Genomic DNA, 25,788 nt, shown 5'->3' on the forward strand with positions numbered 1-25,788 from the left:
CTACGGGCGCTTCAGGGCCTCAGCGGTCCAGCTGCTGGCGCCTGGAGGAGATCACGCCGGTGTTGAAGCCGGCCAGGTTCAGCCCGCCGTGGAAGCGGGCGTGCTCGATCTTCACGCAACGGTCCATGACCATGTTCATCCCGGCGGACTCGGCCAGGTGCGCCGCGTCCTCGTTCCAGATGCCCAGCTGCAGCCACACGGTCTTCGCGCCGGCCGCGCGGGCCTCCTCCACCACGCCGGGTGCGTCTCCCGGCTTGCGGAAGACCTCCACGATGTCCGGCTTCACGGGCAGATCGGCCAGCGAGGCGTACACCTGGTGGCCGAGGATCTCGGTGCCCTTCTCCGCCAGGATCGGGTTGATGAAGTACAGGTCGAACGTCGTGGAGCTGTTCAGGTACGTGGCCACGAAGTAGGACGCGCGGGCCGGCTTGTCCGAGGCGCCGACGATGGCGATGGACCGGGCCTCGCGCAGCAGGCGCAGGCGCTCGGGCGCGGACGGTCCGGTCCAGGTGCGGTCAGGCAGTGCGGTGCTCACTTGGCCTCCTCCGGGATCTCGGTGGCAGCGGTGCCGTTCACGGCGGCCTCCAGGGCCTGGTCCAGGTCCCAGAGGATGTCCTCCACGTCCTCGATGCCCACGGAGAGGCGGATCAGGTCGTCCGGGATGCCGGCGGAGACGAGCTGCTCGGCGGTCAGCTGCTGGTGCGTCGTGGAGGCGGGATGCAGGACCAGGGTCTTGGCATCGCCGATGTTGGCCAGGTGGCTCGCCAGCTGGAGGTTCGAGATGAAGGAGGCGCCGGCGTCGCGCCCTCCCCTCACCCCGAAGCTGAAGACGGACCCGACCCCCAGGGGCAGCAGCTCCCTGCCGCGCTCGTGGTGCGGGTGGGACGGCAGCCCGGCGAAGTTGACCCAGGAGACGCGCTCGTCCGCCTCGAGCCACTCGGCCACGCGGTAGGCGTTGGCCAGGTGGGCGTCCATGCGCTGGGCCAGGGTCTCGAGGCCGAGCATGAGCTGCTGGGCGGAGGCCGGTGGCAGGGCGGGGCCGAAGTCGCGAAGCTGCTCGGAGCGCAGCTTCGTCAGGAAGCCGTACTCGCCGAAGTTGCCCCACCAGGAGACGTCGCCGTACGAGGGCACGGGCTCCGTCATGGACGGGAAGTTGCCGTTGTCCCACGGGAACAGGCCGGATTCGACCACCACGCCGCCGAGGGTGGTGCCGTGGCCGCCGAGGAACTTGGTGGCGGAGTGGATGATGATGTCCGCGCCGTGCTCGAAGGGGCGGATCAGGTACGGCGGCGTCAGCGTGGCGTCCACGATCAGCGGGACCCCGGCGGCGTGGGCCACCCGGGCCAGGCCGGGCAGGTCCACGATGTCCCCGGAGGGATTGGCCACGATCTCCGTGTAGACGGCCTTGGTGTTCGGCTGGATGGCGGCCTCGAAGTCGGCGGCCTCCATCGAGTCCACGAAGGTGGTCTCCACGCCGAAGCGGCGCAGCGAGACGTCCAGCTGGGTGATGGTGCCGCCGTAGAGCTTGGACGAGGCCACGATGTGGTCCCCCGCCCCGGCCAGGGCCGCGAAGGTGACGAACTCCGCGGACATGCCGGACGCCGTCGCGACCGCCCCGATGCCGCCCTCCAGCGAGGCCATCCGCTCCTCGAAGGCGGCGACCGTGGGGTTGCCGATCCTCGAGTAGATGTTGCCGTACTTCTGCAGCGCGAAGAGGTTGGCGGCGTCCTGCGCCGACTCGAAGACGTAGGAGGTGGTCTGGTGGATCGGCACGGCGCGGGAGCCGTGCACGGCGTCGGGGACGGCGCCGGCGTGCAGCGCGCGGGTACGGAAGCCGAACTGGTGTTCTGCCACGAGGGTCCTTCCTGCGGGGACGGGATCGGGGGCGGTGCGCCAGGGAAGTGCCGGGTGGCGGTGGCTGGTGCAACGGTCCCGTTGCGTTCATTGTTCCCGACGCCGGCCCGTTCCCCTTAACTGGGGGTCGAAAGATGACCTGGGGATACGTCAGATCGGGATCGGTCGGTCCAACCGTAGCCGCCTGCCGATCGGCTGTCTGTGTCGATCTGGCCGACGAGGCCAGCCGTTGCAGCCTGCCGGTGGTGGAGTCTCGGATCAGCCAGCGTGCTCAGCCACCCGGCTTCGGGAACGTGGCGCCGGGCGGGCGCGGGCGGTCGGCAGTGGGTGCGCGTCGCGGGATCTACCCACGATCCCTGTCAGCTCGCCGAGCCCCTCGACGGTCATGCGGACCACGTCTCCCTCCTGCAGCGGAGGCGGCTCCAGTTGGCCGCCCGCCTTGCCCCAGAGCTCGCCCAGGCACCCGCCGTTGCCGACGGTGCCGGAGCCGATGACATCCCCGGGAACCACTCGGGAGGCCCGGGAGGAGTAGACGAGCAGCTCGGGGAAGGTCCAGGCCATGTTCGAGACCAGGTCTGCACCGATGAGCTCGTGGTTGACGTACACCTCGGCCCGGATGGCCAAGAACCCCTCGGCATCCAGGAAGGGCGCCATCTCGTCCGCGGTGACGATCCACGGCCCGAGCGAGGTGGCGAAGTCCTTGCCCTTGGCGGGGCCCAGGTGGCCGCGCATCTCGGCTGCCTGGATGTCCCGGGCCGACCAGTCGTTCATGATCAGGTAGCCGAACACGTGGTCAGCTGCCTCGACCACGCTGAGGTCGGTGCCGGGGTGCCCGCCCACCCCGCCGACCACCACGGCGATCTCTAGCTCGAAGTCGAGCCGCTCGGTGGCCGGGGGAGTGATCCGGTGGCCGGTGCCGAAGATCTGGTGCGGGTTGGTGAAGTAGAACGTGGGGGACTCATACCAAGCCTCTCCCACCTGAGGGTCACCGTTGGAGTCGGCGCTCATACCCTCCACGTGTTCCTCGAAGACGGCGAAGTCTCGCACGGAGGCCGGCGCCAGCGGCGCCAGCAGGGTGACCTCGGACAGGGGGACGCCGCCCGCGGGGTCGGCCCGGTCGTGGAGGTCCGCGGCGGCCGCCAGCCCGGCTGCGAGGACCTCCTGCACCGTGGCGCCCTCGGGGAACGGCACCACCGCATCCTCGATCACGAAGCCCTCACCGTGGGTGTCACCGTGCGTCCAGCGTCCGATCCTCATCGCGGCCCTCCTGTGTCTGCAGTACTGCGTTCTGGTGCGTTTCCAGCTCGATCGCATTGCTGCCGAGCACCGCGCGTTCCACGTCCGGGGCCAGCCCGGCCGCGCGGAGGAACCCGACCGGGTCTTCGCTGCCCATGTCAAAGGGATAGTCGCTGCCCATCAGGACCTGGGACGACCCGGCCACCTCGACCAGCTGCTGCAGTGCGCGGGTATCGTGCACCACGGTGTCGAACCAGATCCGCGTGAGATAGTGCGAGGGCGGGTTCTCGCATCCCCGCGCGTCCGGACGGACCCGCCACGCGTGGTCCGAACGACCGATCGCCGTCGGCAGGTACCCGCCGCCGTGGGCGGCGACCACCCGCAGGCCGGGGTGGCGGTCCAGCACGCCACCGAAGATGAGGTGGGACAGCGCGACCGCGTTCTCGACCGGCTGGCCCACCGTGTTGACCAGGTAGAACCGGTCCAGGCGCTCATCCAGCGAGCAGCCGAACGGGTGGACGAACACCGGGCAGCCGAGTGTGGCGGCCCGCGTCCAGAACGGTTCCAAGCGTGGGTCCGAGAGCTCCACGTCCCCGGCGGCGGAGGAGATCTCCACTCCGAGCAGCCCGTGGCCGAGCACGGCATCGTCCAGGAGTCCCTGGGCGCGCTCAGGCCACTGCAACGGAACCAGTCCGAGACCGGTGAGCCGTTCCGGCGCCTGGGCCACGTGCTCGGCGATCAGCCGGTTGGCCTCCGTGCACGCCCACACGGCGAGCTCCTCCTCGGCCCAGGGGTAGTAGTGGTTCGGGGAGGCGCTCACCCACTGGCGGTCCACCCCCTGCTCGTCCATGATCCGCAGCCGCTCGGCCACGTCGACCAGGCGGGAGATGCGGGCGGCCACCATGGGGCCGGACACTTGCTGGCTGGCCGCTCCGTTACGGCGGTGGTCCAGCTCGGCGGCCGCGGCCACGCCCTCCGGGGCCCTGCGGACGACCTCCTCATGCAGGGAGGGCAACAGCACGTGGGCGTGCACATCGACGATCATGACCGCACCGCCACTCGGCGGGCCACATCGCCGAGCAGCCCCGGCACCTCAGCGGAGTGGTCCCGGCCGTCCCGCTGCCATTCGGCCAGCTGCACGGAGGCGTCCACGATGGCCGTGGCCCGCTCCACGCGGCGGGCGTGGAACGCGTCCCACAGATCCTCGTCCAGGGACTCTCGTTCCACGAGCAACTCGGTGAGGACCAGGGCGTCCTCGAGAGCCTGCGCCGCCCCCTGGGCGATGGTGGGAGGGCAGGAGTGAGCGGCATCCCCGATGATCACAGCACGCCCGCGGTTCCACCGCCCGGGGACCACGTGCTGGGTGAACCACGTGTAGTTCACCTGTGCGTTTCCGGTGGCCAGGTCCGCACGCACCTGGTCCCAGGGACCACCGTAGGCGCGGCTCTGCTCGATCATGGCGGCAGCGCCCTCCGCGGCGGAGGCGCGGAAGTGGTCCCCCGCATCGGACACCAGGAAGGCGTACATCGAGTCCCGGCCCGTGGGGGTGTACCCGGCGATGTAACAAGGGCCGCCGTAGTACAGCTCCGTGAACGTCACCTCGGCCGGCCGGGAGACGAAGGCCCGCCAGATCCCCATACCGGTGTGCTGGGGGGCCACCGTGATGCCCAGGGCCGTGCGCACGGTCGAATGCAGCCCATCGGCGCCGATCACCAGGTCAAAGCGCCCAGCCGATCCTGTCTCCAGGAGAAGCTCGGCGTGGTTCTCGGTGGAATCCACACCGGTCACCCGCTGGCCGAACCAGACGGTGGCACCAGCCCGGACGGCGTGATCATGCAGGATGCGGGTGAGGTCCGCACGCGGCATGCCCATGGCGGACGGCAACCCGGACGCCGGATCCTCGCCCTCCTCCCGGCGGGCGATCACCGGGGCCTGGGGACCGGGGGCCCGCATCCCCATCCCGTCGAACGGGAACCCGGCCGTGCTGGCCTCCTCCCACACCCCCAGCTCGGCGAACGCGCGCAGGGCGTTGCCCTGCAGCGAGATTCCCGAACCCAGGGCGCTCAGTTCGGCTTTCGCCTCGAAGACCTCCACGACGACGCCGGCCCGGGCCAGCTGGATGGCCGCGGCCAGTCCGCTCACTCCGGTGCCGACGACGGCGACCCTGTTCACTGCGGTCATGATCAGTACCTCTCTCTGCCTCAATGGGCCTGGTGATGCCGGGGGTGGATCTCAGAGCAGGGCGATGGGATTGAGGGGGGAGCCGACGGCGCCGGTGATGGGCAGCGGCTGGGCCGAGAGCAGGAAGTCATACCGTCCGCGCTCGGCGCAGGCCCGCCCGATCCCCTCCAGGTCCCACATCTCGCCGACCGTCAGTCCCATGTTGGGGATGACGATCTGGTGCAGAGGCTGGAAGGAATCATGGAACTCATTGGGGCGCACCTCGAAACCCCAGGTGTCCGTGGCGATCGCGGCGATCTCGCTGCGGTGCAGCCACCCCGCGGTGGTGAGGGACAGCCCGGGCGCCGGCCCGCCGGCATAGTCGCCCCAGCCCTGGCGGCGAACCCGGGCGAGCTGACCGGTGCGGACCAGCAGGATGTCCCCGCGGGCGACGGCGGACGAGGCGCCCTGTGCCGCGACGCAGGCCTCGAGGTCCGCGGTGGTGATCGCGTAGCCGTCCTCGAGCTCACCGGTCTCCGGGCGCAGGTGCCGGCCCAGATCGAGCAGGACGCCCCGGGAGACGAGAACCGAGGCGGCGTGCTCGATCCCGGTGACCTGGTCACCCTGGGAGGTGACGACGTCCCCGGCCCGCCGGCCGTTCCACGCGTACCCGTGGTCGAAGATGTGCCCGAGGCCGTCCCACTGGGTGGAGCACTGCAGGGGCATGACGATCAGGTCGTCCGCCCCGCCGATCCCGTGAGGGTGGACGCCGGGGTTGCGCTCGGCGTCCAGGCCGGTGCCGGTCATCGTGTGGACCGGGTTGTTGCGCTTCTTCCACCCCTTCTGCGGGCCGTCCTCGTTGAACTCCTGGCCGAGCGAGACGGTCAGCCCCTCCGACACCAGGCGGGCGGCCTCCTGGCGCTTGGCGGCGTCGATGAAGTTCAGGGTCCCCAGGACGTCATCCTCGCCCCAGCGTCCCCAGTTGCGGTACGCCTCGGCCCGCGCGCGGACCTCTCCGGTCGGATCGGTCGGATCCAGGTCCGCCGGGTTCTCGGACAGTGAGCTCATCGGTACTCTCCTGCACTCTCGGCGATACACCGGACCCGCTGGGTGCCCAGCCCCTGGACCGAGCCCTCCATGACGTCGCCATCCCGCAGCAGCCGGCCCCAGTGGGCGCCGTTGCCGGCCGGGCTGCCGGTGAGCAGCAGGTCCCCGGGCAGCAGCGGCATGTTCAGCGACGCCGCGGAGATCAGGGCGGGCAGGTCGAACAGCAGGTCCGAGGTGACGGCGTCCTGCATGCGCTCGCCGTTCAGGTCCAGGGTGAGGGCCAGATCATCCGGTTCCACGAAGCCCGCCGGGACCAGGAAGGGGCCGGTGGGCAGGAATCCCGGGGCGTTCTTGGCGCGGTACCAGTCCGCACCCAGTCCCTTCGAGTCCGCACGGAACACGCGGTCCCGCGTGGTGATGTCGTTGCAGATGGTGTATCCGGCCACGTGGTCCATCGCCTCCTCGGGGGCGATCCGGAACCCCTCCCGGCCGATCACCACGGCCAGCTCCAGCTCCCAGTCGTGCTGCTCGCTGTAGGACGGCAACACCAACGGGACATCGTCGCCGACGACCGCCGCCGGCAGCCCGATGAAGAAGTACGGCTCCCCGGTGGCGGCGCGTTCATCCATCATCCGGGCCGCGTCCTCGCGGATCTCGGCCTCGGGTCGGGTGTCCTCCTTCGGGGCGTGGGCCACCACGAGGTCGATGACGTGGGTACGGTAGTTCGCCCCGGCCTGGATGACCTGGCGCGGCTGGACCGGGGCGGTCAGCGTGACCTCGGCCAGGGGCCGCCAGGCGCTGTCCGCGCCGGTGTCAGTCCCCGTGCCAGTATTCGCGTCCGCGTCCACGAGCCGGCCGAGCCGGTCCCAGTCCGGGGCGGCCAGGAAGGCGTTGAGGTGCGGGGCGCCGAGGTCCGCCTCCTCGAGGGGGCGAATGCGCTCCCCGGCCACCAGGCCGAGGCGGACGGGGCCGCCTCCGTCCCGGTCGTCGTCGCCGTCCCGAAAGCGGGCCACCGCGAACGGTGCGGTCAAGCCGGTGCCGGGGCCCGGCGTCGTGCTGGTCATTCGGTGGCCCCGGCCGACTTCGCGACCAGCTGGTCGCGGACCTCCTCGGTGATGCCCTCCTCCGTGGCGCTGGGTCCGCTCGCGGGCGGGAAGGACTCGCTCAAAGACGCGTGCATGGGGCTGTTCTGGTAGATGTCATAGGAGCCCTGGGACGTCTTCCAGGTGTGCGCGTCCCAGTCGGGCACGTAGTTGCGGTAGCCGCCGCTGTTGAGCTCGATGCGCATGGAGGACGGCTCGCGGTAGTACAGGAACGACTGCTCGCCGATGCCGTGGATGGTGGGGCCGTACTCGATGCGCACCCCGTCCTCCAGCAGTGAGTCCGCGGCGATCAGCATCTCCTCGCGGGTGTCCACCCAGAACGCGAAGTGGTTGATGCGTCCCGCGCGGTCCGAGCCGTCGAGGACGATGCCCAGATCGTGGGACTTCTCGTTGGTGGTGATCACCGAGAACACTGAGAGGGGGATGTCCTCCAGCACCGTGCGGGCCATGATCCGGTACCCGAGCACCTCGTGGTACCAGGCGGCGAAGGCATCCACATCGCTGGCGCAGACAGTGACGTGGTCGAGATGCCGGGGGGCGCCGGCCACCCGGCTGCGCCGCTGGGGGCGGTCCGGGAAGACGGAGGCGAGCTCGCCCTCCTCGTAGCGGAAGTGCCGGACATCCCAGTGCAGGGTCATGGAGTGGCCCCAGGGGCCCACGAAGCGGTAGGCGCGGCCGATGTCCAAGCCGTCGAACCACTCGCCGGTGACGCCCGCGGACTCGATCCGCCGCACGGCCTCGTCCAGGGCCTCCCGGCTCGAGGTGCGCCAGGCCATGGTGGCCAGCGCGGGCTCGGCGCCGTGCTGGATCACCAGGGAATACGTGTAGTAGTCGCCCCAGCAGCGCAGGTAGACGGCACCGTCCTGGCGGGCGACCTCGGTGAGACCGACCTTGTTGACGTAGAAGTCCACCGATGCCTCGACATCGGGAGTGGTCAACGCCACGTACGAGAGGTGGGAGAGAAGCGTGGTCATCCTCGGTCCTTTCAATGCCCGGAGTGGGCCATGGCCCGGTTGGGCCTCGTTGGTTCCATAGTGGTCGGAGTCACATCATCAGTGAAGTACGGAATGCATATCCCAACTATTGTCATCGCTGATAGTCTGTCCGGAAGGTCGGAAGGCAGCAGCGGCCGCAGCCGACAGACATCGACAGAAGGAGGGCGCTGCCATGCCGGACGAACGCCTGCTCTCACGCCTCGACCTGAACCTGCTCGTGGCGCTGGACGCCCTCCTCACCGAGCGGAACGTCACGCGGGCGGCGGCCCGGCTGCAGCTGAGTCAACCCTCGCTCAGCGCCTCCCTGGGCAAGCTCCGTCGGCACTTCGACGATCAGCTGCTGGCCCGGCGGGGCAACACGTATGAGCTGACGCCGCTGGCCGTGCGACTGGCCGAGCACACCACCGTGGCGCTCGAGGCCACGCGCCGGGTGTTCGAGAGTCAATCTCGGTGGGATCCCACGGAGTCCGAACGCGAGTTCATCATCCACTGCTCCGACTACTCGCTGGCCACGATCGCGCCGCGGGTGACCCGGATCGCCCACCAGCAGGCGCCGCACGTCCGGATGCACTTCGTCCCGTTTTCCCCGGAGACCATGGACGAAGTGCTGCTGCGGCTGCCCTCGATCGACGCGCTCGTGCTGCCCCACGGGGTTGTCTCCGAGCTGCCGTACCAGGACGTCATCCGAGACGACTGGGTGGCCATCGCCGCCACCGGCAATGAGCGGGTCGCCGGCGGGCTCACCATGGACGTGCTCTCCGAGTCCCCCTGGGTCTTCACCTACCGCACCCGCTTCGCGTTCACCTCCGTGGGGCGCCAACTCGAGCAGTTGGGGGTGAACCCCTGGATCGAGGCGGTGGCGGAGAGCTTCGTGATGCTGCCCCTGTTCGTGGAGCACACCGAGCGACTGGCGATCATCCAACGCCATCTCTCCCCGCTCGCTCAGCGCATGGGGGACGTCCAGGTGCTGGAACTGCCGTTCAACGCCGTGCCGCTGCTGGGCGCGCTGTGGTGGCACCCGGTGCACGAGCCCGATCCGGAGCACCGGTGGCTTCGTGAGGTGTTCACCGCGGCGCGCATCGGCTTCGAGGACCACGACGGCGGCGCGCACCCGGGGTGACCGCGCGCCGCTACCGGGGGGAGGTCTTGAGGCCACAGCGCTGGATCTCGTCCAGCACCCGGGTGCGCAGCTCGATGAACGCGGGCTCGGCCCGGGTGGCCAGCTGGCTGCGCCCCCCGCCCAGGGGCACGGCGATGTCGTCGACGATCCGGGAGGGCCGCCCCCCGAAGACGACTACCCGGTCGCCCAGGTAGACCGCCTCGTCGATATCGTGGGTGACCAGCACGATCGTGATGCCCAGGTCCCGCCTCAGCCGGAGGACCAGGTCCTCCAGCTCGAACCGTGTCTGGGCGTCCAGGGACCCGAAGGGTTCGTCCATCAGCAGGATCGGCGACTCGTAGGCCAGAGCCCGGGCGATCGCCACCCGCTGTTGCATGCCGCCGGAGAGCTGCCACGGGTACCGGTGGGCGCTGTCTGTCAGGCCGACCACTTCGAGGGCGGCGGCCGCGCGCTCCAGCCGTTCCGCCTTGGCCACGCCCTGTCCCTCCAGCGGGAAGGCGACGTTCTGCAGCACCCGCATCCACGGCATCAGCGAACCGCGGTAGTCCTGGAAGACCACGGCGATCTCCTCGACAGCCCCGGTGATCGGCGTGCCGCCCAGGGACACCTGCCCCGAAGTGGGCGCCGCCAGCCCGGCCAGCAGCCGCAGCAGGGTCGTCTTGCCGACCCCGGAGGGGCCGACCAGGCAGGTCACGTCACCGGGCTGGATCTCGAGGTGGAGGTCGTCGATGACCACCACCTTCTCCGCTCCCGTGCCGAAGGCCTTGCTGACGTGCTGGGCGGACAGGGCGAGATCGGTGGCAAGGGTCTGGGAGGTCATGCGCGTGCTCCTTTGCGGGGGCGGGTGGTGGGGCCTGCGTCCTGCTCGCGGTTCCACCGCAGCAGCCGGTGCTCGGCGAGGGCGTAGATGGAGGTGAAGACCCAGCCGATGACCCCGACCAGCAGGGTGCCAGCCCAGGCGGCGGCGAGCTGGAACCGTTGGCCGCTCTGCAGGATGAAGTATCCGACCCCCTCGGTGGCGCCGTACATCTCGCTGACCACCAGCATCACGATCCCGATGGTGATGGCCAGCCGGACGCCCACCGCGATCTGCGGCAGCGCTCCGGCGAGCACGACCTTGGGGATCTGGAGGCGCAGTGGGATCCGGTAGGCCCGGGACGCCTCGAAGATGGCGGGCTGGATGGAGCGCACGCCCACGATGCAGTTGAGCAGGATGGGCCACACGCAGGCGATGAAGATGAGGAACACCTTCGGCTCCCGCCCGATCCCGAGCGTGAGGATGATGATCGGGACGAAGACCACGTTCGGCAGGGACCGGAAGAAGTCCAGGTAGGGGTCCAGGATGAGGCCGACCCGGGGCATCAGCCCGATCGCCGTGCCGAGGGCCAGCCCGATCGCCAGGGACAGGAGCAGCGCCAGGAAGTAGTTGCCGAAGCTGAACAGCGCATCGCTCCAGAGCCCACCGCTGCTGGCCCACTGGCCCATGGTGCCGAGGATCTCGGTCAGGGGCGGCCAGAACACCGAGGTGGAGGACGCGGACGCGACGAACCACAGCAGGATCAGCGTCACCGGCAGCCAGGCCTGCAGCAGCACCGAGACCAGCGGTGAGTAGGTCTTGGTACCCATGTCAGTCTCCCGATCCCTGGGGCTGCCAGCGCAACAGCCGGCCCTGGAGCCACCCGAGACCCATGTTCACGGCGTAACCCAGGAGCCCGGCATAGACGATGTAGGCGTAGGCGAGCGCGGAGTTGCCGCCGACCTGGGCCTCGGCGATGCTCGCCCCGAGGCCGGGTGCTCCGGTCAGGACCTCCGTGGAGATCGTGACGAGGACGGCCACGGAGGCTGCCAGGCGCAGGCCGGCCAGGATGGAGGGGGCGGCGCTGGGCAGCAGCACCTTGCGCACGAAGAGCCGCCCGCGGATCCGGAACGCATGGGTGGTGTCCACGATCGAGGCGCTCACGCTGCGGACACCGTGCTGCGTCTGCAGGATGATGATGAACACCACGGCGACGAAGACGAGCACCACTTTCACCTCGATGCCGCGCCCGAGGATCAGCAGGAGCACGGCCACGAGTGCGACGGCCGGGAACGCGCGGCCGAAGTCGACGAGGAATCGCACCGACAGTTCGGCGGCCACGAAGCGCCCGGTCAGGATCCCCAGCGGGATCCCCGCCACGATACCGAACGCCAGGCCGACCAGGGCGCCGGCGAGGGTGTCACCCAGGATCGACCAGAAGCTCGCGGACGCGAGTGCCTGGGCCCACTCCGTGAGCACCCCGATCGGACTGGGCAGGAGCGCGGCGGGGAAGACCCCGCTGGCGTGGACCAGGTACCACAGGGCGACTCCGGCGGCGAAGACCAGGATCCGCCAGGGGATGATCCCTATCCCGCCCAGCCGTGTGCCCCTCGGTCGGCGGCTGCGGGCGTGGGGGCCGGCCGGTGCTCGGGCGGGGGCGCGCTGGATGTCAGTCACGGTCACGTCGAAGGCCTCTCATGATGTCAGGGCGGAGCGGTGGGCCGACGGGCGGCTCAGCGGGCTCCCTCCCAGACGATCTCCTCGTAGGTGAGGTCCTCGCGCAGATCGCCCTCGTCCTTCATCACCTGAAGCAGGGTGTTCCACCCCTCCTCGTCGAACTCGACATTGAGAGGCTCGAGCACCATGCGTTCGTCGATGAACGGGGCCGGTAGCTGGGTGTGGTCGTGGTACGCCTGACGCACGGCCTCCTCGTTCCCATTGCCGTACTCGGTGCCCTTCTCGATCGCGTTGTGGAACCGCTCGAGGGCCTCCGGGTTCTTCTCGGCAAACTCCTTGGAGGCGACCCACAGCACCTGCGGGGCGTTGGGCAGGAACTCGCGCACCCCCGTGCCGACGCGAGTGAAGCCGCTGTCCACGGCGGAGAGGAGGAAGATGCTGAAGGTGAAGACGGCGTCGACCTGGCCCTTCGCGGCGGCCTCCACCAGGGCGTCGGTCGGTAGCGGCACGAACTCGACCGAGGCCGGGTCGACACCGTTCTGCAGCAAGCCGGTCATGGTGGCCATGTGGGGCAGGCCGCCGAGCTCCGGGACACCGATCTTCTTGCCCTCCAGGTCGGCCCATTCCTTGATGTCGCTGCCCGGCGGGACGACGATCCCGTCGGAGACCTCACCCTCGTAGTCCGGGTCGGCCGACTTGGTGCCGGCCACCGCGACGACGGGCATGCCCTCGGCCACGGCCCGGATGACGGTGACGGCGTCGGTGGCCGCCACGTCGAACTCACCCGAGATCACGGAGGAGTTCGCGGCGGCTCCGCCCATGCCGGTGAGCTGCATCTCGCCGATGTCGAGACCCTCCTCCTCGAAGAAGCCCTGCTCATCGGCGAGCACGGCGTTCTCGATGTTCACACCGCCGCGGGCTACGGTCATCTCGAGGACCTCCTCGGCCGCGGCGCTGCTGCTCCCGGAGCCGCTGACCGGCTCGGTCTCGGCGGAGCCGCCGCAGGCGGTCAATCCGACCATCAGGGCGACGGTCGTGGTGGCGGCAGCGGGTCGCAGGGTGCGTCGAAGTTTCATGTCATCTCCTGTGATGAACCTGGCCGAGGGCCGGGGCGGGGGTGCCGGTTTTCCTGGACTCGATGCACGGCGTGAATGAGATCCAGGTCACATCAGCATCGCCACTCAAAGACCATAGGGGAACGCGCTCTTGCTTCTAGCCGGCATCAGTTTCACTGATAGCGTGCACGTCGCTGGGCTGCGGGAGATCGTTGCGGTTCGGCCGCTAGCCTGAAGGCATGCCCGCCGAGCCGGTCCGCCTGCTGTTCCTGGCCGACACCCACGTCCCCACCCGTGCCCGCGCCCTGCCCGCGCAGGTGTGGCGCGCGGTGGAGGCGGCCGACGTCGTCTTCCATGCCGGTGACTGGCAGGTTCCGGAGGTGCTGGACGCACTCGAGGCCCGGGCGCGGCGGCTCGTGGGTGTGTGGGGCAACAACGACGGCGAGGAGCTGCGCCGGCGGCTGCCGGAGACGGCTCGGGTGGAGATCGGTGGCGTCCGGTTCGCCATGACGCACGAGACCGGAGCCGCCCGCGGGCGGGAGCAGCGGATGGCCGCCGCCTTCCCGGAGGACGACGTCCTGGTCTTCGGGCACAGCCACATCCCCTGGGACACCGTGGCCGGGGAGGGGACGGCCAACCCCGGGCTGCGGCTGCTGAACCCCGGCTCGCCCACGGACCGGCGGCGCCAGCCCGAGTGCACCCTCATGACGGCTCTCGTGCAGGAGGGACGGCTGAGCGAGGTGCGGCTGGTCCCGGTGGACCGGACCCCCTGAGGCCCCTCAGGTGCCGCAGAACGTGGTGTACCGGCCGAAGTCCTCCGGCGGGCCCTCGGCGTAGCGTTCCAGTCCCGGACGTTCGCGGAAGGGGTCCCGGATGGCCTCCAGCAACTGCTCCAGGGGCCCCAGGTCGTCCCCCGCTGCGGCCGAGAGGGCCTCCTCGACCAGGTGGTTGCGGGGGATGTAGACGGGGTTCTCCCGGTCCATGGCCGCGGGATCCGGACCGAACGCCAGCCAGCGCTCGGTCCAGGCGTCGAAGGCCGGCCGGTCGGTGAACACGGCCTGGACCGGAGAGAGATCGCCGCGCGCCGCGTGGCCCAGCCGGCGGAAGAACCGGGTGTAGTCGATGTGGTCCTGCCGGAGCAGGGCGAGCAGGTCGTCGATGAGCGGGCCGACCGCCTCGTCCGGGGCCTCCGCCGCCAGGCCCAGCTTGCACCGCATGCCGGCCGCGTAGGCGGTGCCGAACTCACGCGTGAACCCGTTCAGCTCCTCGGTGGCCAGGATCACCGCCTGGTCCTGGTCGTCGTGCAGCAGCGGCAGCAGCGTCTCGGCGAACCTGGCCAGGTTCCACTGGGCGATCGCCGGCTGCTGGCCGTACGCGTAGCGCCCGCCCCGGTCGATGGAGCTGTAGACGGCACGGGGGTCGAAGACGTCCATGAAGGCGCAGGGGCCGTAGTCGATGGTCTCGCCGGAGATGGTCATGTTGTCCGTGTTCATCACCCCGTGGACGAACCCCACCTGCAGCCACCGGGCCACCAGGCCTGCCTGTGCGGCGGCGACCCGGCGGAGGAGGGACAGGTAGGGCTGCTCGTCCTGGGCCGCCTCCGGACAGTGGAGACGGATGGCCTGATCGGCCAGTCGCCGCAGGATGTCGTGGTCGTCCAGGCTCCGGGCGTACTGGAAGCTGCCCACCCGCAGGTGGCTGGAGGCCACGCGCGCCAGCACGGCTCCGGGCAGCGGTCCGTCCTCGCGCAGCACCGTCCGGCCGGTGGCCACCACGGCCAGGGAACGGGTGGTGGGGATCCGGAGGGCGTGCATGGCCTCGCTGACGAGGTACTCCCGGAGCATGGGCCCGACGGCGGCGCGCCCGTCCCCGCCCCGGGCGAAGGGCGTGCGTCCGGAACCCTTGAGGTGGAGGTCCCGCCGCTGTCCCTCGGCATCGGTGACCTCCCCCAGCAACAGGGCCCGTCCATCGCCCAGCCGCGGGACGTAGGAGCCGAACTGGTGCCCGGCGTAGGCCTGGGCCACGGGCATCGCCTGTTCTGGCAGCCGGTTGCCGGTCAGGAAGCGGAGTCCGTCCTCACCCCGCAGCCAGTCCGGGTCCAGGCCGAGGTCGGCGGCCAGGGGCGCATTGACGACGAGCAGGCGGGGATCCGGGGCCTCTTCGGCCTGCCAGGGGACCGCCAGCTCCGGGAGGTCGGCGGCGAATGCTCCGCCCAGGGTCACGGTCGGTTGGGGTGTACGGCTCACGCGACCACCGTAGCGGTGCGGCGCCGCGGGCAGCGAGGGGCCGCCGTCGCCGGTCTCGCCCCTCTCGCCGTCGTCACTGACCGGGATGCCTCAGGCCCGCCCGTGGCGGCGGGCCTCCAGGACGGCGTCCTCGATCCCGTCCCTCCAGGGCTGGCCGTGGCCCGTCAGGACCGTGCCGGCGCCCGTCTGGGCCAGGGCGTCGAGGCTCCGCAGGGCCAGGTCGCTGTCAGCGGTGGCGGCCCCGGCCACGATCCGGGGCCCCGTCTCCCCGGTGTACGGGTCCAGGGTCACGAGGGCGTCGCCGGTCAGCAGCACGTCCCGCTCGGGCAGGTGCAGGGCGCAGTGCCCGAAGGTGTGTCCCGGGCTGAAGACCACGCGGGGGCGGCCGGGGACGGGCACCGTGTCCGAGGTCCCGAGCTCGTCGCTGAGGTCCACTCCGCGCACCGCCAGGACGCCGGCGAAGAGCATGGACGTCAGGATCGGGACGGCGCGGGGGTGCCTCAGCGGGTAGAGGGCGCGGGGATTCTCGTGGGCGTAGCGGTAGGGGTGTGCCGCCAGGGTGCGCTCGTCCGCGTGGCCGTAGACCGGCAGGCCAAGCCGCTCGACCAGTCGGCGGGCCACGCCCACGTGGTCGAAGTGCGCGTGGGTGAGCACGAGCGCCTTCAGGTCCTCCGGACGCCGGCCCAATTCACGGATGGCACGGCCGAGCTCGGTCCACACCCCCGGGAGCCCGGCGTCCACGAGGGTCAGGTCCGTCCCGCCCTCCAGGTCCTCCAGCAGGTAGCAGTTGACGTTGGCGTGCTGGATCAGGTGCACGCCCGGGGCGACATTCTGGATGAACATGGTCTCTCCTGGTCCGGATTCCGCGTCAGGTCCCACCGTAGGCCTCCCACTGGTGTGCCCGGGAAGACCCGGTCCCCTCCTTGGTGGCCCGGTGGTGTGTTGCTAGTCTCATCTTCACGCGCGGCACCCTGTCCACTGAGCCGTGCGGACATCGTGTAGGGGACCAGGCGCCGGGGATGGACCCGTGGTGCGGTACCTGCGCGAGGAGATCTCCGTGAAACTTCCCCAGAACCGGGGGCCGGTCACCTACATGTTGTGGGCCGATATGCTGGCCTACCCGTCCGACTGCCCGCTGACCGCCACCGGTGGATCGGTCCGCCAGGCGCTCCGGACCTCGGAGGACATCCTGTACGACGAGGACCTGCAGCTGGCCCTGTTCTGCCTCTATGAGCTGCACGGCTCGGGCGTCAACGGGGTGGACGACCGGTGGGAGTGGGATCCGGGACTCCTGGAGGTGCGCCACCAGATCGAGTCCGCGTTCGAGGCCCGGCTGCGCCGGGGGACCACGGAACTCTTCGGGCCCGAAGGGCAGGCACCGAGGTCTGCGGAGGAGGTGGCCGACCGCCTGTCCGCGCTGACGGCCGGGGCCAAGGGGCCCACGGTGACCGACTTCGTCGGCCGGGAGGCCAACACCGACCAGGTGCGGGAGTTCCTCGTCCACCAGTCGGTGCGCCAGCTCAAGGAGTCGGATCCGCATTGCTGGTCCGTGCCCCGGCTGACTGGCCGGCCCAAAGCCGCCCTAATGGACCTCCAGACCGACGGGTACGGGAGTGGCCAGCCGCATCGTGTGCGCGCCGAACGGTTCGCCGCGGTGATGGTCTCGCTCGGCCTGGACACCGGGTTCGGGGCCTACCTGGAATGGATGCCGGCCCTCTCGCTGGCCGCGGTCAACATGATGTCGATGTTCGGGCTGAACCGCCGTCTGCGCGGCGCGGCCGCCGGACAGCTGGCCATCGATGAGATCGGCTCGCTGCTGCCCCATGCCGCCTACGCCGAGGGACTCCGGCGGCTCGGTCTCCCTCCGGTGGATGAGGTCCCCGACGTCGCCGACGCGGCGGTCGAACAGGCCGAGGTGGGCGCGGTCCATGGTTGGGCGGCGGGACGGGACCTGGCCGGTGGGCTGGTCGAGCAGGACCCATCCCTGGCCGACGACGTCTTCTTCGGGGCGGCGAGCGCTTGCCTGATGGACCAGCTCCTGGGCCGATGGCAGCTGGAGGCCTGGCATGCCGGACGCAGCTCCCTGCGCCGGCCCCTGCCCTCCGCTTTCGTGCCCCGCGGAGGCCAGCATGGCCCCGCCACCGAGGTCGGCCTGCCGGCATGACGCGCCCTCCGTGGCCGGTGGCGGGGAGCGCCTAGCCCACGGCGAAGACCAGCACCAGGGGGCCGCCCACGAAGACCAGCAGGAACACCACGATGGCGGTCCGGCCGGCCCGGTTGCCGACGTTGATGGTGGTCCCGACTCCGTAGCCCTCTCGCTTGGGGACCATGATCAGTGGCTCGTCCGGGTTGTTGTAGATCCCGCCCGGGAGCCAGAGCCTCTCCTCGGCCTCCTCCTCGGCGGTGGGCGTGAAGCCGTGCTCGCTGGCCCGGGCGTCCGCCCAGCGGTTCCACCGCCGGTAGGGCAGGAAGATCATGAGGAAGACCAGGACGAGGTAGAGGGCCATCGGCCACGCGAAGGACACCTCGTCGGGGCCGATCCAGCCTTGGACGCCGAGGAATCCGACGAGCAGCACGGTCAGCAGGGAGATCCATCCCAGCACGGAGATGGTGGCGCGCTCTGCCCCCTCCAGCCGGTATCGCTTCCAGGTTGAGGGGTTCCTCGGCGGGTTCAGCAGTGCGGGGATGACGAGCGCCAGGACCGCCATCAGCGCGGCAGAGCCGGCGGCGATCAGCTGCGGCATGAACACGGTTCCGAAGGACTTCTCGTCCCAGGCGTCGGGTTCTCCGCCGGGCCCCCAATGGGTGGGGATGGTGTCGGTTAGGTCGTCATAGATCCGGGCGCCCCACGCGGCGGAGGCGATCAGCACGACCAGCGTCAGCAGGAACGGAGTCCAGGCCGCCGCCCTGCCATGGCGAAGTCCCGGAAGGCGGCTGTTGTCATCGGCAGTCACCTCCCGATCCTAGCCACGGCGGGATGCCGCCCCGGGTTCCGCCGTGGCCCTCAGCCCTCCACCGAGGTGAGATACCCGGGGATCCGGGGCACCGGCATCACCACGACGTCCTCCACGGTCCACTCCACGGATCGGCAGGTGTCCGCGATCTCCTCGGCCTGCTCCACGCTGAGGGTGCCGCCGCGGGGGACCACGAAGACCTCCACGTGGAGCATCCGGCCGAGGTCCCGCACTCGGCACGCCGCCTCGCGGATCCAGGGCAGGGTCTCGACGGCCTCGGTGACGGCGGCGATGGCCGGGATCGGGTCCACGTTGTCATGGGTGGTGGCCCGCCGGTCCACCAGGTCCAGCGTGGCGGCCCTCAGGTTCTGGACCCCGTCCTTGGTGATGTCCACCGAGATGATGAGGGCGGCCACGAAGTCGACCCACCAGAGTCCCAGTCCGATGCCGGCCACGCCGATCATGGAGGCCACGTTGGTCTGCCAATCGGCCTTGTTCATCTTGGCGTCGGAGTACAGCAGCTTGTCATTGAGGACGGGGGCCAGTTTGAGCTTGGCCCGGCCGAGCAGCACCGGCGGGACGGCGATCGCCGCCATCACGCCCATCATGAACCAGCCCAGCCAGATGGTCTGGCCGAACAGGTACACCGTGCCCACGGCGGGATGCTCCGCCGTGGCCAGGCCGCTGACCGCCTCGTAGGCCAGGGAGGCGCCCACGACGGTCAGGGCCACCGAGGACACCAGATGCCCGACCCCGGAGGCGCGGTGTACCCCGTAGGGACGCGCCGGACGGATCCGGGACCGCCGGATGATGAGCAGCGAGACGAGGAACGCGATCTGCGGGACCGTGGAGAGCATGTCTTCGATCCAGGCGGTCTTCATGGACTGGGAGCCGCCCAGCACGAACGCCACCAGGGTCAGGGTGACGGCGGTGAACCCGAGGCTGAGCCACTCCAGTCGCACCGCCTTCCGCAGGGCCTGCTGCTGTTCCCGCGGAAGTCTCATGCCCCTATCCTGCTCCGCCTGATCCCGTCCTCACACGACTGGTGCGCGGAACCGGGGAGATTCCGTACGCGAAGGGACGGTTGGTCGGGCGCGAAGTGACCTGGGCGCGTCACAACGGTGGGGGTCAGGTCACTTTGCGCCTAAGCCGGTTGGGGGAGACCTCGGGCCGCGAGGGCCGCGAAGGGCCCGGACCCGGCCAGCAGCTCGGCCGGAGCGCCGTGCTCGACGATCCGGCCGCCGTCGAGCACCAGGACCTGGTCCGCCGCGGTGACGGTGGACAGCCGGTGGGCGATCATCAGGGTGGTGCGGCCTGCGGAGAGACGGTCCAGGGCGGCCTGCACGCGGGCCTCCGTGGTGTTGTCCAGGGCGGACGTGGCCTCGTCCAGCACCAGCACCGGGGGGTCCCGCAGGATGGTGCGGGCGATGGCCAGCCGCTGCTGCTCGCCGCCGGAGAAGCGGTGGCCGCGGGCGCCGACGAGGGTGCCGAGCCCGTCCGGCAGGGCGGCGACGGTGCCGGCCAGGGACGCGGCGTCGAGGACCTCCCACAGGCGGGCGTCGCCGGCGTCCGGGTCCGCCAGCAGGAGGTTGTCCCGGATGGAGGCGTGGATCAGGTAGGTCTCCTGCGAGACCACCCCGACGATCGCCGCGAGGTCCTGGGTCGCGATGTCACGCACGTCCACGCCATCGATGGTGACGCTGCCGGCCGTGGCGTCGTAGAGCCGGGGCAGCAGGGAGGCCAGGGTGGACTTGCCGGAGCCGGTGGGCCCGACCACCGCGGTGGTGGTCCCGGCCGGGACCACCAGGTCGATGCCGTCGAGCACCCGGCCGGCCGGGCCGCCGTCGTGCAGGGTGTGGTCCATCTCGTAGGAGAACGTGACGTCCTCGAAGCGGACCTCGCCGCGCACCCGCGCCGGGTCGATCGCCGCGGGGACGGCCGGGGGCTTGAGGGCCGGGTCCAGGTCCAGGTACTCGAAGATGCGGGAGAAGAAGGCCAGGGCGGTGACCCACTGGACGCCGATGTTCAGCAGCCCCATCACGGGGCGGAACACGGTGCCCTGCAGGGCGGTGAACGCCACGAGGGTGCCGATGGTCATGCCGCCGGAGGTGGCGGGGAAGCCGGCGGCCAGGTAGATCACGGCGGGGATGGCGGCGAAGACCACCTGCATGGTGGCCATCCGCCAGCGGCCGGCCAGCTGGGAGCGCATCTCCAGGTCGATGAGGGCGCCGGAGCGCGTGGTGAAGCGGGCCGCGTCCCGTGGCGTGGTGCCCAGCGTCTTGGCCAGGCGCACCCCCGAGACGGAGAGGCCCTCCTCCACCTGGGTGTGCAGTCCGGCCAGGGTCTGCTGGCGTTCGTCGGTGACGGCGCGGCGGATCAGGGCCACGCGGCGCGAGAGCCAGATGGCCGGCGGCAGCACCACGAGGGAGATGAGGGAGAGCTGCGGGGAGAGGGCCACCATGGCCACGGCGGTGGCCACCGTGGTGGTCAGGTTCGTGGCGACGCCGGTGGCGGTGGAGGTGACCACGGACTGCATGCCCGCGATGTCGTTCATCAGCCGGGACTGGACCTCACCGCCACGGGTCCTGGTGAAGAACGCCAGGGGCTGGGACTGCAGATGGGTGAACAGCTGCACGCGCAGGGTGTGCATGACGCGCTGACCCATCTTCGTGGCCATCCACGTCTGCACCACGCCGATCGCGGCGGTGATGGCGGCGACGGCGACCATCGCGCCGGTGAGCCAGGCCAACAGCGGCAGGTCCTGGTGGGGCAGGGCGTCGTCGATCACGCCGCGGACCAGGAACGGCTGGGCCAGGTTGACCACGGAGGAGACGGAGATCAGCAGCACGACGGCGGCGATGGTCCCCCGGTGCGGGGCGAAGAGGGCCGCGATGCGGCGCAGGGAGACGGGGTGCCGCTGCAGCTGGGCCTGGTCGGCCGGATTCTTGCGGGCGGGGCCGCGGCCGCCGGGCGGTCCACCGGACGGGGTGTGGGGAACGGGGTTGCTCATGGGTCCTCCCTTCAGGAGATATAGGGAGGCTACCTCACTAAGAGGCTGCCAGTCAATCTCCGCGTAGGATGGGGGCATGACTGCCGCTGGCCCCCCGGCCGAGACCCCCGACCTCGGCGACCTCATGCACGCCGCGTTCCGCCGGCTCCGCCACCGGTGGAGCCACCAGCTCGCGCCGTTCGAACTCACGCCGTACCAGTTCCGCGCGCTCGGGACCGTGGGCGGCGGCGGGCATGGTCCTTCGCATCACGAGCACGAGCGGACCGCCGAGGAGGGGTTGCGGCTCAAGGACATCGCCGAGCGACTGCGGATCGCGCCCCGCTCCGCCACCGAGGTCATCGACCAGCTTCAGGCCAAGGGCCTGGTGGAGCGCCGCCCCGATCCAGCGGACCGCCGGGCCACCCGCATCAGCCTGACGCCGGTCGGCCTGGCGCTCCGGGACGAGGTGCGTGAGGCACGACGGCGGGAGGCCGGGGACTACTTCGCCGTCCTGTCCCAGCGGGACCGGGCGGAGCTGGCACGGTTGCTGGGTGAGCTGGTGCGGGGGCAGGAATAGGGGGGCGGGGCGGTTCGGGTTGAGAACAGGAGACGCCCGATCTTTTCCTGGAGGAGCCCCATGGCCACCGTAGACCTCACCGTAGACAGCTTCGGCACCACTGTTGCCGAGAACGACACCGTCCTCGTGGACTTCTGGGCCGCCTGGTGCGGGCCGTGCCGCCAGTTCGCCCCCGTGTTCGAGGAGGCCTCGGCGAAGCATGAGGACGTGGTGTTCGCCAAGGTGGACACTGAGGCCGAGCAGCAGTTGGCCGCGATGGCCGGCATCACCTCGATCCCCACGTTGATGGCCTTCCGCGGCGGGGTGCTGGTGTTCTCCCAGGCAGGCGCCCTTCCCGGGTCCGCGTTGGAGGACCTGCTGCAGCAGGTCAAGGGCCTGGACATCGCCGAGGTCCGCCGCCTGGCGCAGGAGCAGGCCGACCGGGAGTCCGCGCGCGGCGGCCAGGCCGAGGAGCCCTCGGTGGACGAGGCGGTCGAGTCCGCCGCCGACCAGCTCAACGCCCTGCACGGGCGGTAATCCCGTCCTCCTGCCGGTGCGTTCGGGGCTGTAGGGGGCGCGCCTGCGCCCGGGTGAGGTGCAGCACTGCAATTTTGCAGTTGCGCAATAAGTGCAGTAGTGCAATAATATTGGCATGCCCCCCACGGATTCCACCTCCCTTCGCGAGCGCAAAAAGACCGAGACCTGGCACGCCATCCACGATGCCGCGGCCGAACTCGCCCTCGACGACGACACGAAGCACGTCACCGTGGAGGCCATCGCCAGCGAGGCCGGCATCTCCCAGCGGACCTTCTTCAACTACTTCCCCACCAAGGAAGACGCGATCCTCGGCGTGCGCACCCCCACGGTCCCGGAACTCCCCGAGGGATTCCTGGCCACCGACGGCCTCATCGAGCGGACCACCGAGCTGCTGCTGATGGTGGGCCGCAGCACCTATGCCGAGGGAGACGCCGACCGCCGCTCCCGGCTGTTCGAGAAGTTCCCGCATCTGCTGCTGCGCCGCCGCGAAATGATGATCGAGGGCGAGGACCTCGTCTACCAGGCCATCGCCACCGCCATGGCCGACCACCCCGAGTGGTCGGCGGGGCTCAACGGGCACAGCGTCGAGAGCGCCGCCCGCATGCTCACCATGGCCGCCGGGGTACCCCTGCGCTATCTCCTCGTCAGCGGCGGCATGCCGGGCGCCCGGCTGGAGACCGACTCGTTGACCACCGCCCTCGACCTCTACCAGGACCTCTACAGGAAGCTTTCATGACCACCTCCTCCCAGGACGCACACCAGGGGTCCGCGTCCGCCCCCGCCTCCACCATCCCGAAGGGGACGCTCGTCCCCCTGTTCATCGGCCTCATGCTGGCCATGCTGCTGGCCTCGCTGAACCAGACGGTCTTCGCCACGGCGCTGCCCACCATCGTCGGCGAGCTCAACGGCGTGTCCAGCATGGTCTGGGTCATCACGGCCTTCATCCTGGCTACCACCATCGCCATGCCGATCTACGGCAAGCTCGGTGACCAGATCGGCCGCAAGCCACTGCTGATCTTCGCCATCTCCGTCTTCATGGCCGGTTCCGTGGTCGGCGGGCTCTCCGCGGACATGGGCACGCTAATCGTGGCCCGCGTCATCCAGGGGCTCGGCGGCGGCGGCCTGATGATCCTGGCCCAGGCCTCGATCGCGGATGTGGTCCCGGCGCGGGAGCGCGGCAAGTACATGGGGATCATGGGTGGCGTCTTCGCCCTGTCCTCCGTGGTGGGCCCGCTGCTCGGCGGCTGGTTCACGGACGGCCCCGGCTGGCGCTGGGCGTTCTGGATCAACCTGCCCATCGGGGTGCTGGCCCTGCTGGCCGCGATCTTCTTCCTCAAGCTGCCCCGCCATCATCACGGGCGGCCGACCCTGGACTGGGCCGGCATGGCCCTGATCGCCGCGGCGACCACCTCGATGGTCCTCGTGACCACCTGGGGCGGCGGAACCTACGCCTGGACCGACCCGATCATCCTGAGCCTGATCGCCCTGTTCGTGGTGACGGCCGTGGCCTTCGTGCTGGTGGAGCGGCGCACGGCCGAGCCGCTGATCCCGATGACCCTGTTCAAGGAGCGCAACTTCGTGCTCACCACCATCGCCGGGCTGTTCATCGGCGTGGCCATGTTCGGGGCACTGGGCTACATGCCGACCTACCTGCAGATGTCCTTCGGCCTGGACGCCTCCGTGGCCGGGCTGGCCATGATCCCCATGATGGGCGCCATGCTCATCACCTCCACCACCTCCGGGGCGCTGGTCTCCAAGTCCGGCCGGTACAAGTGGTACCCGGTGGTCGGGGCCCTGTTCATCGCCGGTTCCATGGTCCTGCTCTCCCTGATGGACCCGCACCAGCCGCTGTGGGTGGCCTGCACCTACCTGGCACTGCTCGGCGTAGGCCTGGGCCTGTCCATGCAGAACCTCGTGCTGATCGTGCAGAACACCTTCCCGGTCACCATGGTCGGCACCGCCACCGCCTCGAACAACTACTTCCGCCAGATCGGCGCCACCCTCGGCTCCTCGTTGGTCGGCAGCCTGTTCGCCTCGCGGCTGGTCAACCTGATGACCGAGCGCCTGCCGGCCTCGGGCGCGGGACAGATGGGCAGCGCGGAGTCCCTGACCCCCGCGGTCGTGTCCGGGCTACCCGAGCCGCTGCACGACCTGGTGATCACCGCCTACTCGGACGCGCTGACCCCGATCTTCCTGTGGATCGCCCCGCTCGGCCTGATCGCGGCCGTGCTGCTGACGTTCGTCTACGAGAAGCCGCTGGCCACCCGGATCGAGCGCTCGGTGGAGACCGAGCCGTTCGCCACGGGCAGCCTCTCGATCGTCTCCGAGCAGCCGCGCCGGATGACGGTGCACAGCGAGTCCACCAAGGCAGCCGAGACCTCCGAGGCTGCGCAGTCAGCGGCGCGAGCCCGCTGACCCCCTGCCCCCCGCAACTGGCGGTCGAATCCGGCCCAATTACTCACGGGTAACCGTGTGAATCGGGCCGGATTCGACCGCCAGTTCTCTGTGGTGGGTAGCATCGGCGCCATGACCAGCGCATCCGAGCACCTGCCCCTGCCTGCGCACACCGTGGTGGCCGTCATCGGCGCGGGGACCATCGGACTGTCCTGGGCCCGGCTGTTCGCCTCCCACGGCCACCCCGTCCGGATCTTCGACCCCCGCCCGGACCTGGCCACCGTGGTGGCGGCCTTCGCCGCCGAGCACCCGGACCTGGCCTCCCACATCACGCGCGCCGAGTCCGTGGCGGACGCCGTCCGAGGTGCCGGCGCAATCCAGGAGAGCACACCCGAGAAGCTGGAGATCAAGCGCCGGCTCCTGACTGACCTGGCCGCGGCGGAGCCCGGGCACGCTCTGATCCTGTCCTCCTCCTCGACCCTGCCTGCGAGCCGGATGGCCGAGGGACTCCCGGATCAGGTGGCGGCCCGGCTGCTGATCGGCCACCCCTTCAACCCGCCGCACCTGATGCCGCTCGTGGAGGTGGTGCCGGGCGATCGGACCTCGCCGGAATCGACCGAACGTGCCCTCGCGTTCTACCGGTCCGTGGGTCGGGAACCCGTGCTCCTGCACCGCGAGGTGGCGGGCTTCGTGGGCAACCGCCTGCAGAACGCCGTGCTCCGCGAGGCGGTGCACCTGGTGCAGACCGGGGTGGTCAGCGCCGCCGACCTGGACTCCCTGGTGACGAACTCGCTGGGACTGCGCTGGGCCGCCGTCGGGCCCTTCGAGGGGATGCACCTCGGTGGCGGAACGGCCGGATTCCGCGGCTTCATGGACCACATCGGCCCCTCCTTCGCCGCGATCGACCTCCACGATCCGGACCTCTCGGCCGAGGGCCTGGAACCCGTGCGCCGGCAGGTCGAGGAGGCGTACGGGCCCCGCGGCTCGGCGGAGTCCGCCGAGCGCCGGGACCGGATCCAGGCGGACATCCTCGAACGGCGCAACGCCCCGCCGAACTAGCGGTCAGATC

Annotated in this window: 25 protein-coding genes; 8 read left to right on the forward strand and 17 right to left on the reverse strand. The window is 70.5% G+C overall.

The genetic code is table 11. The annotated features are described in order from the left end of the window. Positions 1-19 precede the first annotated feature (19 nt). The 8 genes from RE421_RS03805 to RE421_RS03840 all read right to left on the reverse strand — a co-directional run bounded on the left by RE421_RS03805 (position 20) and on the right by RE421_RS03840 (position 8,374). Positions 20-535: a CoA-binding protein gene (locus RE421_RS03805; protein WP_309814551.1), complete on the reverse strand. Its 516-nt coding sequence runs from the start codon at positions 533-535 to the stop codon at positions 20-22. Continuing rightward, on the reverse strand, positions 532-1,854 hold the full coding sequence (locus RE421_RS03810; protein ID WP_309814555.1) for an O-acetylhomoserine aminocarboxypropyltransferase/cysteine synthase family protein: 1,323 nt from the start codon (positions 1,852-1,854) through the stop codon (positions 532-534). Before RE421_RS03810 ends, RE421_RS03805 begins: the two co-directional genes overlap by 4 nt. A gap of 258 nt (positions 1,855-2,112) precedes the next feature. Further along, positions 2,113-3,111, reverse strand: coding sequence for a fumarylacetoacetate hydrolase family protein (locus tag RE421_RS03815; protein WP_309814558.1), 999 nt, complete (start codon positions 3,109-3,111; stop codon positions 2,113-2,115). After that, the gene (locus tag RE421_RS03820; protein ID WP_309814563.1) at positions 3,083-4,135 is read right to left on the reverse strand and encodes an amidohydrolase family protein; all 1,053 of its coding nucleotides are present in this window, start codon (positions 4,133-4,135) and stop codon (positions 3,083-3,085) included. Before RE421_RS03820 ends, RE421_RS03815 begins: the two co-directional genes overlap by 29 nt. Next, positions 4,132-5,271 carry an FAD-dependent monooxygenase gene (locus tag RE421_RS03825; RefSeq protein WP_309814566.1) on the reverse strand — a complete coding sequence of 380 codons (1,140 nt, stop codon included), beginning with the start codon at positions 5,269-5,271 and terminating at the stop codon, positions 4,132-4,134. Before RE421_RS03825 ends, RE421_RS03820 begins: the two co-directional genes overlap by 4 nt. 51 nt (positions 5,272-5,322) lie before the next feature. Then, positions 5,323-6,318: a cyclase family protein gene (locus RE421_RS03830; protein ID WP_309814572.1), complete on the reverse strand. Its 996-nt coding sequence runs from the start codon at positions 6,316-6,318 to the stop codon at positions 5,323-5,325. Beyond that, complete coding sequence (locus RE421_RS03835; RefSeq protein WP_309814578.1) at positions 6,315-7,361, reverse strand: fumarylacetoacetate hydrolase family protein; 1,047 nt, start codon at positions 7,359-7,361, stop codon at positions 6,315-6,317. Before RE421_RS03835 ends, RE421_RS03830 begins: the two co-directional genes overlap by 4 nt. After that, complete coding sequence (locus RE421_RS03840; protein WP_309814581.1) at positions 7,358-8,374, reverse strand: VOC family protein; 1,017 nt, start codon at positions 8,372-8,374, stop codon at positions 7,358-7,360. The genes RE421_RS03835 and RE421_RS03840 overlap by 4 nt, the downstream gene beginning before the upstream one ends. A gap of 193 nt (positions 8,375-8,567) precedes the next feature. Between RE421_RS03840 and RE421_RS03845 the strand changes: the two genes are divergently transcribed. Then, positions 8,568-9,515 carry a LysR family transcriptional regulator gene (locus RE421_RS03845; protein ID WP_309814584.1) on the forward strand — a complete coding sequence of 316 codons (948 nt, stop codon included), beginning with the start codon at positions 8,568-8,570 and terminating at the stop codon, positions 9,513-9,515. Positions 9,516-9,525: 10 nt separating this feature from the next. On the opposite strand, the gene RE421_RS03850 is transcribed toward RE421_RS03845, so the two are convergent. Genes RE421_RS03850 through RE421_RS03865 form a run of 4 tightly spaced genes read right to left on the reverse strand, consistent with a single transcriptional unit; the run spans position 9,526 to position 13,064 of the window. Beyond that, a complete protein-coding gene (locus RE421_RS03850) occupies positions 9,526-10,335 on the reverse strand; it encodes an ABC transporter ATP-binding protein (protein WP_309814587.1) in 810 nt (269 codons plus the stop codon). After that, a complete protein-coding gene (locus RE421_RS03855; protein ID WP_309814590.1) occupies positions 10,332-11,141 on the reverse strand; it encodes an ABC transporter permease in 810 nt (269 codons plus the stop codon). Before RE421_RS03855 ends, RE421_RS03850 begins: the two co-directional genes overlap by 4 nt. A 1-nt stretch (position 11,142) precedes the next feature. After that, positions 11,143-11,994, reverse strand: coding sequence for an ABC transporter permease subunit (locus RE421_RS03860; protein WP_309814593.1), 852 nt, complete (start codon positions 11,992-11,994; stop codon positions 11,143-11,145). 50 nt (positions 11,995-12,044) lie between these two features. Beyond that, a complete protein-coding gene (locus RE421_RS03865) occupies positions 12,045-13,064 on the reverse strand; it encodes an ABC transporter substrate-binding protein (RefSeq protein WP_309814596.1) in 1,020 nt (339 codons plus the stop codon). Positions 13,065-13,282: 218 nt separating this feature from the next. Between RE421_RS03865 and RE421_RS03870 the strand changes: the two genes are divergently transcribed. Continuing rightward, entirely contained in the window at positions 13,283-13,816 is a 534-nt protein-coding gene (locus RE421_RS03870; RefSeq protein ID WP_309814599.1) for a metallophosphoesterase, read from the forward strand. A gap of 6 nt (positions 13,817-13,822) precedes the next feature. On the opposite strand, the gene RE421_RS03875 is transcribed toward RE421_RS03870, so the two are convergent. Both RE421_RS03875 and RE421_RS03880 read right to left on the reverse strand, forming a co-directional pair. Further along, entirely contained in the window at positions 13,823-15,289 is a 1,467-nt protein-coding gene (locus tag RE421_RS03875; RefSeq protein WP_309814601.1) for a protein adenylyltransferase SelO family protein, read from the reverse strand. Between the two features lie 90 nt (positions 15,290-15,379). Then, the gene (locus RE421_RS03880) at positions 15,380-16,132 is read right to left on the reverse strand and encodes an MBL fold metallo-hydrolase (RefSeq protein ID WP_309814604.1); all 753 of its coding nucleotides are present in this window, start codon (positions 16,130-16,132) and stop codon (positions 15,380-15,382) included. Positions 16,133-16,346: 214 nt separating this feature from the next. Here RE421_RS03880 and RE421_RS03885 point away from each other — a divergent pair, with 214 nt between their 5' ends. After that, complete coding sequence (locus RE421_RS03885) at positions 16,347-17,453, forward strand: iron-containing redox enzyme family protein (RefSeq protein WP_309814607.1); 1,107 nt, start codon at positions 16,347-16,349, stop codon at positions 17,451-17,453. Positions 17,454-17,484: 31 nt separating this feature from the next. Here RE421_RS03885 and RE421_RS03890 read toward each other — a convergent pair whose 3' ends face one another. From RE421_RS03890 to RE421_RS03900, 3 genes are all read right to left on the reverse strand, one after another. Then, positions 17,485-18,243, reverse strand: coding sequence for a DUF1648 domain-containing protein (locus RE421_RS03890; RefSeq protein WP_309814613.1), 759 nt, complete (start codon positions 18,241-18,243; stop codon positions 17,485-17,487). 50 nt (positions 18,244-18,293) lie between these two features. Beyond that, a complete protein-coding gene (locus RE421_RS03895) occupies positions 18,294-19,247 on the reverse strand; it encodes a cation transporter (RefSeq protein ID WP_309814616.1) in 954 nt (317 codons plus the stop codon). Positions 19,248-19,387: 140 nt separating this feature from the next. Continuing rightward, on the reverse strand, positions 19,388-21,253 hold the full coding sequence (locus RE421_RS03900; RefSeq protein ID WP_309814619.1) for an ABC transporter ATP-binding protein: 1,866 nt from the start codon (positions 21,251-21,253) through the stop codon (positions 19,388-19,390). Positions 21,254-21,329: 76 nt separating this feature from the next. Between RE421_RS03900 and RE421_RS03905 the strand changes: the two genes are divergently transcribed. The 5 genes from RE421_RS03905 to RE421_RS03925 all read left to right on the forward strand — a co-directional run bounded on the left by RE421_RS03905 (position 21,330) and on the right by RE421_RS03925 (position 25,778). Then, positions 21,330-21,809 carry a MarR family transcriptional regulator gene (locus RE421_RS03905; RefSeq protein ID WP_309814622.1) on the forward strand — a complete coding sequence of 160 codons (480 nt, stop codon included), beginning with the start codon at positions 21,330-21,332 and terminating at the stop codon, positions 21,807-21,809. A gap of 60 nt (positions 21,810-21,869) precedes the next feature. Continuing rightward, positions 21,870-22,325: a thioredoxin gene (gene trxA / locus RE421_RS03910; RefSeq protein ID WP_309814626.1), complete on the forward strand. Its 456-nt coding sequence runs from the start codon at positions 21,870-21,872 to the stop codon at positions 22,323-22,325. 115 nt (positions 22,326-22,440) lie between these two features. Further along, on the forward strand, positions 22,441-23,061 hold the full coding sequence (locus RE421_RS03915; protein ID WP_309814628.1) for a helix-turn-helix domain-containing protein: 621 nt from the start codon (positions 22,441-22,443) through the stop codon (positions 23,059-23,061). Further along, entirely contained in the window at positions 23,058-24,740 is a 1,683-nt protein-coding gene (locus RE421_RS03920) for an MDR family MFS transporter (protein WP_309814632.1), read from the forward strand. Before RE421_RS03915 ends, RE421_RS03920 begins: the two co-directional genes overlap by 4 nt. 111 nt (positions 24,741-24,851) lie before the next feature. After that, a complete protein-coding gene (locus RE421_RS03925; RefSeq protein ID WP_309814635.1) occupies positions 24,852-25,778 on the forward strand; it encodes a 3-hydroxyacyl-CoA dehydrogenase NAD-binding domain-containing protein in 927 nt (308 codons plus the stop codon). Positions 25,779-25,788 lie beyond the last annotated feature (10 nt).

It is taken from the genome of Citricoccus sp. I39-566, assembly GCF_031432995.1.
GTDB lineage: Bacteria > Actinomycetota > Actinomycetes > Actinomycetales > Micrococcaceae > Citricoccus > Citricoccus nitrophenolicus_A.

Bases quoted from the DNA above. Each gene is read 5' to 3' on its own strand.
- RE421_RS03815 (WP_309814558.1), bottom strand. From the start codon at position 3,111: ATGAGGATCGGACGCTGGACGCACGGTGACACCCACGGTGAGGGCTTC.
- RE421_RS03820 (WP_309814563.1), bottom strand. From the start codon at position 4,135: ATGATCGTCGATGTGCACGCCCACGTGCTGTTGCCCTCCCTGCATGAG.
- RE421_RS03825 (WP_309814566.1), bottom strand. From the start codon at position 5,271: ATGACCGCAGTGAACAGGGTCGCCGTCGTCGGCACCGGAGTGAGCGGA.
- RE421_RS03830 (WP_309814572.1), bottom strand. From the start codon at position 6,318: ATGAGCTCACTGTCCGAGAACCCGGCGGACCTGGATCCGACCGATCCG.
- RE421_RS03835 (WP_309814578.1), bottom strand. From the start codon at position 7,361: ATGACCAGCACGACGCCGGGCCCCGGCACCGGCTTGACCGCACCGTTC.
- RE421_RS03840 (WP_309814581.1), bottom strand. From the start codon at position 8,374: ATGACCACGCTTCTCTCCCACCTCTCGTACGTGGCGTTGACCACTCCC.
- RE421_RS03845 (WP_309814584.1), top strand. From the start codon at position 8,568: ATGCCGGACGAACGCCTGCTCTCACGCCTCGACCTGAACCTGCTCGTG.
- RE421_RS03850 (WP_309814587.1), bottom strand. From the start codon at position 10,335: ATGACCTCCCAGACCCTTGCCACCGATCTCGCCCTGTCCGCCCAGCAC.
- RE421_RS03855 (WP_309814590.1), bottom strand. From the start codon at position 11,141: ATGGGTACCAAGACCTACTCACCGCTGGTCTCGGTGCTGCTGCAGGCC.
- RE421_RS03865 (WP_309814596.1), bottom strand. From the start codon at position 13,064: ATGAAACTTCGACGCACCCTGCGACCCGCTGCCGCCACCACGACCGTC.
- RE421_RS03870 (WP_309814599.1), top strand. From the start codon at position 13,283: ATGCCCGCCGAGCCGGTCCGCCTGCTGTTCCTGGCCGACACCCACGTC.
- RE421_RS03880 (WP_309814604.1), bottom strand. From the start codon at position 16,132: ATGTTCATCCAGAATGTCGCCCCGGGCGTGCACCTGATCCAGCACGCC.
- RE421_RS03895 (WP_309814616.1), bottom strand. From the start codon at position 19,247: ATGAGACTTCCGCGGGAACAGCAGCAGGCCCTGCGGAAGGCGGTGCGA.
- RE421_RS03900 (WP_309814619.1), bottom strand. From the start codon at position 21,253: ATGAGCAACCCCGTTCCCCACACCCCGTCCGGTGGACCGCCCGGCGGC.
- RE421_RS03905 (WP_309814622.1), top strand. From the start codon at position 21,330: ATGACTGCCGCTGGCCCCCCGGCCGAGACCCCCGACCTCGGCGACCTC.
- trxA (WP_309814626.1), top strand. From the start codon at position 21,870: ATGGCCACCGTAGACCTCACCGTAGACAGCTTCGGCACCACTGTTGCC.
- RE421_RS03915 (WP_309814628.1), top strand. From the start codon at position 22,441: ATGCCCCCCACGGATTCCACCTCCCTTCGCGAGCGCAAAAAGACCGAG.
- RE421_RS03920 (WP_309814632.1), top strand. From the start codon at position 23,058: ATGACCACCTCCTCCCAGGACGCACACCAGGGGTCCGCGTCCGCCCCC.
- RE421_RS03925 (WP_309814635.1), top strand. From the start codon at position 24,852: ATGACCAGCGCATCCGAGCACCTGCCCCTGCCTGCGCACACCGTGGTG.